The 7556-nt window shown below is 53.3% G+C and carries 8 protein-coding genes; 4 read left to right on the forward strand and 4 right to left on the reverse strand.

Going from position 1 to position 7556, the window contains the following annotated elements; translation table 11 throughout:
• A partial coding sequence (locus VEI96_06565; GenBank protein HXX57645.1) for an aspartate kinase occupies positions 1 to 567 on the reverse strand: 567 nt, incomplete at its 3' end.
• A gap of 234 nt (positions 568 to 801) precedes the next feature.
• Between VEI96_06565 and VEI96_06570 the strand changes: the two genes are divergently transcribed.
• The 3 genes from VEI96_06570 to VEI96_06580 are packed head-to-tail and all read left to right on the forward strand — an operon-like array spanning position 802 to position 3522.
• Entirely contained in the window at positions 802 to 1050 is a 249-nt protein-coding gene (locus VEI96_06570) for a LapA family protein (GenBank protein HXX57646.1), read from the forward strand.
• 44 nt (positions 1051 to 1094) lie between these two features.
• Entirely contained in the window at positions 1095 to 2171 is a 1077-nt protein-coding gene (locus VEI96_06575) for a mechanosensitive ion channel family protein (GenBank protein HXX57647.1), read from the forward strand.
• Positions 2158 to 3522, forward strand: a complete 1365-nt coding sequence (locus tag VEI96_06580; protein ID HXX57648.1) for a dihydrolipoyl dehydrogenase — start codon at positions 2158 to 2160, stop codon at positions 3520 to 3522. The genes VEI96_06575 and VEI96_06580 overlap by 14 nt, the downstream gene beginning before the upstream one ends.
• A gap of 55 nt (positions 3523 to 3577) precedes the next feature.
• Here VEI96_06580 and VEI96_06585 read toward each other — a convergent pair whose 3' ends face one another.
• From VEI96_06585 to VEI96_06595, 3 genes are all read right to left on the reverse strand, one after another.
• The gene (locus VEI96_06585) at positions 3578 to 3955 is read right to left on the reverse strand and encodes a hypothetical protein (protein ID HXX57649.1); all 378 of its coding nucleotides are present in this window, start codon (positions 3953 to 3955) and stop codon (positions 3578 to 3580) included.
• A gap of 50 nt (positions 3956 to 4005) precedes the next feature.
• Positions 4006 to 4206 (reverse strand): cold-shock protein, encoded by a 201-nt coding sequence (locus VEI96_06590; protein ID HXX57650.1) that lies wholly within the window; start codon positions 4204 to 4206, stop codon positions 4006 to 4008.
• A gap of 243 nt (positions 4207 to 4449) precedes the next feature.
• On the reverse strand, positions 4450 to 6336 hold the full coding sequence (locus VEI96_06595; GenBank protein ID HXX57651.1) for a DUF6600 domain-containing protein: 1887 nt from the start codon (positions 6334 to 6336) through the stop codon (positions 4450 to 4452).
• Positions 6337 to 6868: 532 nt separating this feature from the next.
• On the opposite strand from VEI96_06595, the gene VEI96_06600 reads away from it, so the two are divergent.
• On the forward strand, positions 6869 to 7556 hold a 688-nt coding region (locus tag VEI96_06600), incomplete at its 3' end, for a PDC sensor domain-containing protein (GenBank protein ID HXX57652.1).

The following is a 7556-nucleotide window of genomic DNA, read 5'->3' on the forward strand; positions in this document are numbered from 1 at the left end:
CCTCGCCTCAGGGACTATGTTCGGGTCTGTGGTGTAGACGCCGTCCACGTCGGTATAGATTTCGCAGAGGTCCGCATTCAGCGCAGAAGCGATAGCAACCGCAGAAAGGTCGGAACCGCCCCTGCCGAGGGTCGTTACATCCTCTTGCTCGGTGACTCCCTGGAAACCGGCCACGACAATGATGTAGCCTTCCATGAGGGCCTTCTTCACCCGTTCTCCGGTAATCTTTTCTATCTTTGCCCTGGTATGAATCGTATCGGTGATTATCCCGACCTGGCGTCCGGTAAAGGCCATCGCCTTCTGGCCGAGTTCTTCAATCGCCATTGCCGTAAGTGCGCTCGTGACCCGCTCACCTGAGGAAAGGAGCAGGTCCATCTCTCTCTCGCGCGGATTCGTCGAGACCTGCTGGGCAAGGGTTATTAATTTGTCTGTCTCTCCGGCCATCGCAGAGACGACGACCACCACCCGATGCCCTTCCCCCGCGGTTCTCACCACGCGCGCGGCAACAGCCTTTATTCGCTCCGGATTAGCAACCGACGTGCCCCCGTATTTCTGAACGACGAGCATTAGCGCAAAACCTCCTCACGACCCGAATGTGCTCATGTTACGGCGTGTAGGCTAAATTATCATTCATGTACTATACCATGGAAAAGCCTGTAATCTCAAATAGTTCTGTGACTCGACTCATCCTTCAAACTTCCTTTACCTCTTGTCAAAGAGGGAAGGACATGAGATGATTATACTGTCGGGAGCGAGAGGCTCCGGAGAAACAAGGCGAGCAACCGCACGGGCGGAGGGAGAATGGTTACTATTGCTTTACTGCTCATCATCGTCGCATTCGTCGCGATATTTTCTGTCCAGAACGCCACCCCCGTCGCCATTACATTCCTCTTTTGGAGGTTCGAGGCGTCGCTGGCGATAGTCATATTTCTCTCGGTGCTCTGCGGTGTCCTCATAACGGTGATTGTCCTATCTTCACGCTCGATACGCCGCTCCCTGAAGAAGGAGACCAAAAGCTCCGTCGGCGCCGGAGACGTCGAAAGACGCTGAAGGGAAATGACGGTGCGTGCCTTTCCTGATTCACGGAAGAACTGATGGACATTACGATTAAGCGAATTATCGCACCCCTTATCGCTGTCCTCATCTCAGCGTCGATACTCATGGTCGTTCGGGGAGTGGCCTTCACCTTCCTCCATCGCTGGGCGGAAAGAAAAGGGCAGAAGAAGATCGAAGATATCGTCAGAACGGCCCTGAGAACCCCTTCCGTTTACTGGTGCATCGCCATCGCAATTCACAGCGGGATCGGGTTCTCTGACCTTCCGGAAAGGTATGTCTTTTATCTGAGTAAGGCTATTCATGTCCTCGTGGTCTTCTCGGTCACCGTTGCTGCCGCTAACCTCGCGGGAAAGATCTTCAGGGACTATATTCAGCAGTCGCGCCTGTCCATCCCGTCAACGGGTCTTGCCCACGGGATGGTGAAGGGCACCATACTCATTATAGGCCTCCTCATCTCCCTTTCCGTTCTCGGAATCTCGGTAACCCCCCTGATTACGGCTCTCGGCATCGGAGGGCTCGCCGTCGCTCTTGCGCTTAAGGATACGCTCGAAAACCTCTTTGCGGGAATCCATATACTCGTCGAAAAGTCGATACGGGTGGGAGACCTGATTAAGCTCGAGACGGGCCAGGAGGGGTATGTAGAGGACATCACCTGGAGGACCACATGGATACGGATGGCCCCGAACAACATGGTCATAATCCCGAACAGCAGGCTCACGCAGAGTATCGTCACAAATTTTCATCTGCCCGGAAAGCAGATGGCCCTGTCAATACCGGTGGCGGTGAGTTATGCTTCCGATCCTGAAGTAGTTGAACGGGTGCTCATGGAAGAGGTGAAACGCGCGGTCGGGGAGATACCGGGTCTGCTCGGAGACCCCGGGGCTTCAGCGATGCTCATTCCGGGTTTCGGAGAGAACTCTCTGAATTTCACCCTTACCTGTCAGGTGAGGGAATTCTCAGAGAAGGATCTCGTTCAGCACGAATTAAGAAAACGGATTATCAGGAGATTCAAGGCCGAAGGGATAGCGATACCGTTCCCGCAGCGGATGGTACACCTCAGAGGCGAACGAGAGACCGGAGAGGATGGGAGGGGTGAAGGGCATGAAAACGTATGACATAATCGTAGTCGGCGCTGGTGATGTCGGTCTGGGGATAACCTTTAAGGCATTGGCGGCAGGATTCAGAGTCGCCCTCATAGAGAAAGGGAACGTCGGCGGGACCTGTATCAATGTGGGGTGTGTGCCGTCGAAGACGTTGATCTACCCTGCCGACAGGATAATGGAGATCAGAGAAGCGGCAAAACTCGGAATTCACGCCGAGATAACCCGTATCGATTTCGGCATGATTATGCAGCGGATGAAAGACGCCGTCACCGGAGGCCGGAATTCGATCAGGGATGCGTTAAAGGATTCCGAATCCCTCGATTTCTACAACGAAGAGGGACGCTTCATTAAGGACTACACCCTCGAACTCAAGAGCGGGAAGATAAAAGGCAGGAAGATCTTCATCGCTTCGGGTGCCCGTCCCATGATCCCGCAGATCAAAGGCATCGATGCGATCGATTATCTGACGAATGAAGGCGTCCTCGAACTCGAGAGGAGACCGGAGAGCGTCTGCATTATCGGCGGCGGATATATCGGCGTCGAATACGGACATTTTTTCGCAGCGATGGGAACAGATGTGACCATAGTGCAGATGAACAGGCTGTTGATCCCTCATGAAGAGCCGGAGATAAGCGAGCTCCTGCAGAAAGAGATGTCGAGGCGTATGCGCGTTCTTACCGGCACGGAGGTGGCGGAGGTCCGGCATGACAGCGGCGGATATGCGGTTCTTCTCAGGGACGGGAAGACCGGTGGGGAAAAAGAAATCAAGGCAGAGAAGATTATGGTCGCAACCGGCAGAAGACCGAACGCCGATCTCCTGAAGGTCGAAAACACGGGGGTGGAGACGGACGAGACGGGATTCATAAAGGTCGACGATTATCTCAGGACGAGCAAGAAGAACATATGGGCGCTCGGTGATGCCATCGGAAAACAGATGTTCACCCATGCGGGCGACAAAGAGGCCGAACTTGCGTGGCATAATGCAAACTCGAAAAAGAAGGTGAGGATGGATTTTCTTGCCGTACCCCATGCTGTTTTCACCCGTCCGGAGATAGCGTCTGTCGGGTTAACGGAGGAGCAGGCGAGAAAAGATCATGACGTCATGGTCGGTAAGGCAAAGTATTCGGACACGGTGAAGGGCAGTGCCATGGGGGAAGAAGAGAGTTTCGCGAAGGCGATTGTCGAAAAGAAGAGCGGCAGGATTCTCGGCTTCCATATCATCGGCCCCGACGCCTCTATCCTTATTCAGGAGATCGTCAACGCAGTGGCAACGGGGCGTGACATGAAATCGGTCACAGAGAGCATGCATATCTTCCCGGCCCTTTCGGATCTCATAACGGAAACACTGAATAATCTGGAATAGCGTTCTAGGGAAGCGGTCCTGAGGCGGCTGAGATGAACTCAGGGCCTCTCGGGGATTAAGAAACAGCGCTGTTATACCGGATCGTGATTTTGTAGTCGATAAAAGAGTGGTCCGAGGCGGGACTATTTCCCTTGCATTCTATCTTTCCTTCTCCTGAGGGCCGGCGGCTTCTGATCATCATGTTGAGAACGTGATGTAAATCGAACCCACCATCAACGCAGTTCTTGTCGAGGCACTCCATGTTGAAGTAAGCGTGACTGTCAGGCCGGAAGGTAACCGTACGGAAGACCCGAATTGGGTTTAGTCCCTTCTGGCAGTACGTCATCTGAACTTGAATATCCGAAATCTCGGGAAAGCGTTCTGCTATACGACCGGCGTTAAGCCGTTCCTGTTTTTTCTCGAGTCTCGCGGCATTTCTTTCTTTGCTTGTCATGTTCTCTTTATGGAGAAGCCCCCTTGCATGGCAAGAGGGCTTCCGGGTGATTAGAGTTTCACTACATTGATCGCCTTAAGGCCCTTCGGGCCTTTTTCGGAATCGAAGCTGACTGCGTCACCCTCGGCAAGGGACTTAAACCCATTGCCCTGGATGGAAGAATGGTGGACGAACACGTCGGTGCCATCTTCGCTCGTGATAAAACCGAATCCCTTGGAATCGTTGAACCACTTCACTGTTCCATTAGCCATTTCCTGTACCTCCTTACGAGTAAACTAAAATCTCAGAATTGCCGTAATAAAAAAAGGCCACAAAGCTAAAAGTCTTTGTGGCCTTTGCAGCTCAAAAACTCTGAAACTCTGAAAGGAGAATACCACAAGTGGAATTATTAGTCAAGAAGAATATGTTCCGGCGAGAGGAAAACAATGTTAGGAAGACATGTTTGTTTATCCGGTTGAGGGAGAGGAACATATATCTCCCTCAACCGGATGACTTTATCGTGGTGGCTCTTCCGGCCTCTCCTGCTTCTGGCCTTTCTGCGGATTCTCCACAGGCGGAACCGGTCTTCTCTCCTCGGGCTGGATCTGTGGTGGAGGTGTCGGCCTTTTCTCCGCGGGCTGCACTTGCGGGGGTTGCTGAACGGGTTTCCTTTCCGCGGGTTGTGCCTGCGGCCTCTCACCCCTCGGCGGAGGAACTGCCTGAGGAGGTGGCTGAACGGGTTTTCTCTCCGCTGGCTGAGCCTGTGGCTTCTCGCCCCTCGGCACAACACCGCCTTCCGGGGCACTTGGTTTCGGCTGGACCTGTGTTTTCTCACTTCTCTGAGGAGCGGCCTTCGTCGGCAACGGTTTTCTTCCTGTGGGCTGGGCTTGCGGTTTCTCACCCCTCGGCACGACGCCGCCTTCCGGTGCACCCGGCCTCGCTCTTTCCGCCGGCTGAACCTGCTGGATCGCAGGTTTTCCCTTACCGGGTGACCTCGGTGCTGAAGCCGTATTAACCGGCAGCGTCTTCGGGGCTGCGCCGCGGTTCATGACGGACCGCGTGGGTTCCTTCGTCAAAGGACGCGACTGTTTCAATTCTTGCACCTGCAGATTCCGGACAGGCTGAGGGGGGAGCTTTGCCTGGGGAATAGCCTTGGCTGATGCAAAATAACTCGCCCTCGTCGGTTTTATATCGGGGGTGCCGACACTGATATTGTTTTTTACGAATATCTTCTGCTCTACGACATTCTGGTTCACCCTTACAACCTTGGGCGAAGCTGTGGCGAAAGTATTGCGGTTGACGACCGTCACCCCGTTATTAACATACACGTTCTTATAGACATTCGTGATGTTGACTTGGTTGACGTTTATATTCGTGACGTTTACGCTGTTTCGGCCGTAATAACCGCGGCCATAGTAGGTTTCTCCGGGCGCCAATGGGACCCACGCCACATAGTCCGCCGTCCTGACCCAGCCGACAAACCCCGGCCCCCAGTAAACCTCACTGGCAACGGGAGGCACCCAGCACCATCCTGTTCTCGCGACGAAGGCCCATCTGCCATAATGATACGGCGCCCATCCCCATGGGTCATACGAGACCCAGATATACTCGCCCCCCCGCCATATCCAGGTGCCCAACCGATACGGCGCCCAGTCTGCTCCGACAACAACCGTCGGGGTCCAAACATAACCATAATCGGGGACGTCGACCCACCTGCCGCCGCTGTCAAAATCATAGGAATACGCCCTGAGTTCCGCAGGAAGATAGCGGGAACTTTCGCCCCTTCTTGCGAGAAGCCTGTCGTTTCTCTTCTTGTTCCAGCTCTCCCATGAATCGGGCGGGCCCATCGGCGCAACCTCTCCGTCTGAATTCTGGCCGAGAGAGACCATCTGACCGGCGTCCACCCTCGTCTTTCCGATCTGGTTTTCGGTCTCGACATACCCCTTATATACGGCAACATCAGTGTACTGATACTGGTCGGACATATCGATTCTGAAAATAGCCTTGTCGAAAGCGCGGGTTGATGCGTCGGGGTCATCGATCTGCAAGACCACCCCGGGGGGCGCATCATAGAGAATGTAAGCGTGTCCCTGCGAGAGATAAAACTGGGAAGCGTTCCGGTCCAGCGAAAGTATCTGGAACGCCGAATTCTCGTCGAGTCGCACATACGTTCCCGTGTTTAACTGGAGTTCGACCTTGCCGCCTTGGGGAACCCATACCTGGTCTCCCTCCATGAGTGGAGCATTTACCGAAGCGGGACCCCAATCACCTGCATCCGGCGTCTTGACCTGGACGTCACCTTGGATGAAACTGATGCGTAAGTAGCCGAGATCTGCCGAAAAGAGATATGAGGGGAAGAGGAACAGTATGGCCGCAATCAGTATCGCCTTTGTTATCTTCATAGTAACCTCCTTTAACAGTCAGTTTCTTCAGTTAAAACCGAACGGCACGGAAACAAGACATGAATTCAGCTTTCCGATTCCTGTAATCCGATTCAGGAAGGATTGCCCATATGTATAGCATATAGGAGTTTTGGACTATTCAAAGTCTCTCCCCTGTGCTGCCTTCCGCGCCGCATGTTACTCAAAATCTAAAATCAGGCCTCACCTCGAAAACAGGTTGAGCAACTTCGATGCCACCCCGCGGAACAAGGAAAAAAGCAGTAGTTCTTAACCGAAAAGATACCACAATATTTTTTCACGGTGACTTCGGGTCCTTTTTTGGGGAGGTGTTTCCGCTTTTGAAGACGGAGACGTTTGTCATAGAGTCTGTTTGCCCCGGGCTGCTCGGTTTCGCCTCGAATGGGGGAGTAAAGCGGAGCTTTGGAAGCCTGACTATTCCCACGGATGATCATCGCCGGGTTCAAGGTTCCCCGCGAACTGAAAAGTCGAGTTCATGATATACTTAAAGAAAGTGTGAGGGACTGAATTTTGTTTGGCAGAGAATGTCGTCATGTCGATGCAACCCGTTTCCCGTAAGACCCCCTGGCAGTTACTTCTCGTCTTTCTTGTCCTGATTATCTTTATCACCGTTCTCGGTCTTTTCTATTACGAAAGCCAGAAGAAACAGATCAAGAAAGAAAAGCAGGATGAGCTGATGGCGATAGCCAACCTGAAGGTAAGCCAAATCGTTGAATGGCGTAAAGAACGCCTGGCAGATGCGCTCACAATCTTTGATAATTTCCTCCTGGCGCCCTACGTGGAGCGCCTGTTGCAGGATCCGAACAGGGCCGAGGAGAAACATCAGATGCTCACCTGGATGAAGTCCTTGGGGGAGGCATACCAGTATGAAGACATTCTTCTCCTCGATAGAAAAGGAAATGTTCTCCTGTCGATCTCGCAAAAGAACGGGGGGATCGAGACCGATGTCAAGGGGCTGGTCCTCGAAGCTGCAAGGACAAGGAAGATCATCTTTTCTGACCTCTATCGGAGCAAGGCTTCGAATAGGATTCATCTCAGCCTCATCGCGCCGATTCTTCGACAGGAGGAGTGCGGCCCCTCTGACATAGGCGTGGCCCTTTTACAGATAAACCCTTACGATTTTCTTTACCCCCTCATCGAGTCGTGGCCGACACCGAGTCCGACCGCCGAAACGATGCTGGTTCGCAGGGAGGGAGGAGAAG

This window comes from Thermodesulfovibrionales bacterium, from assembly GCA_035622735.1.
In the GTDB taxonomy this organism is placed as follows: domain Bacteria; phylum Nitrospirota; class Thermodesulfovibrionia; order Thermodesulfovibrionales; family UBA9159; genus DASPUT01.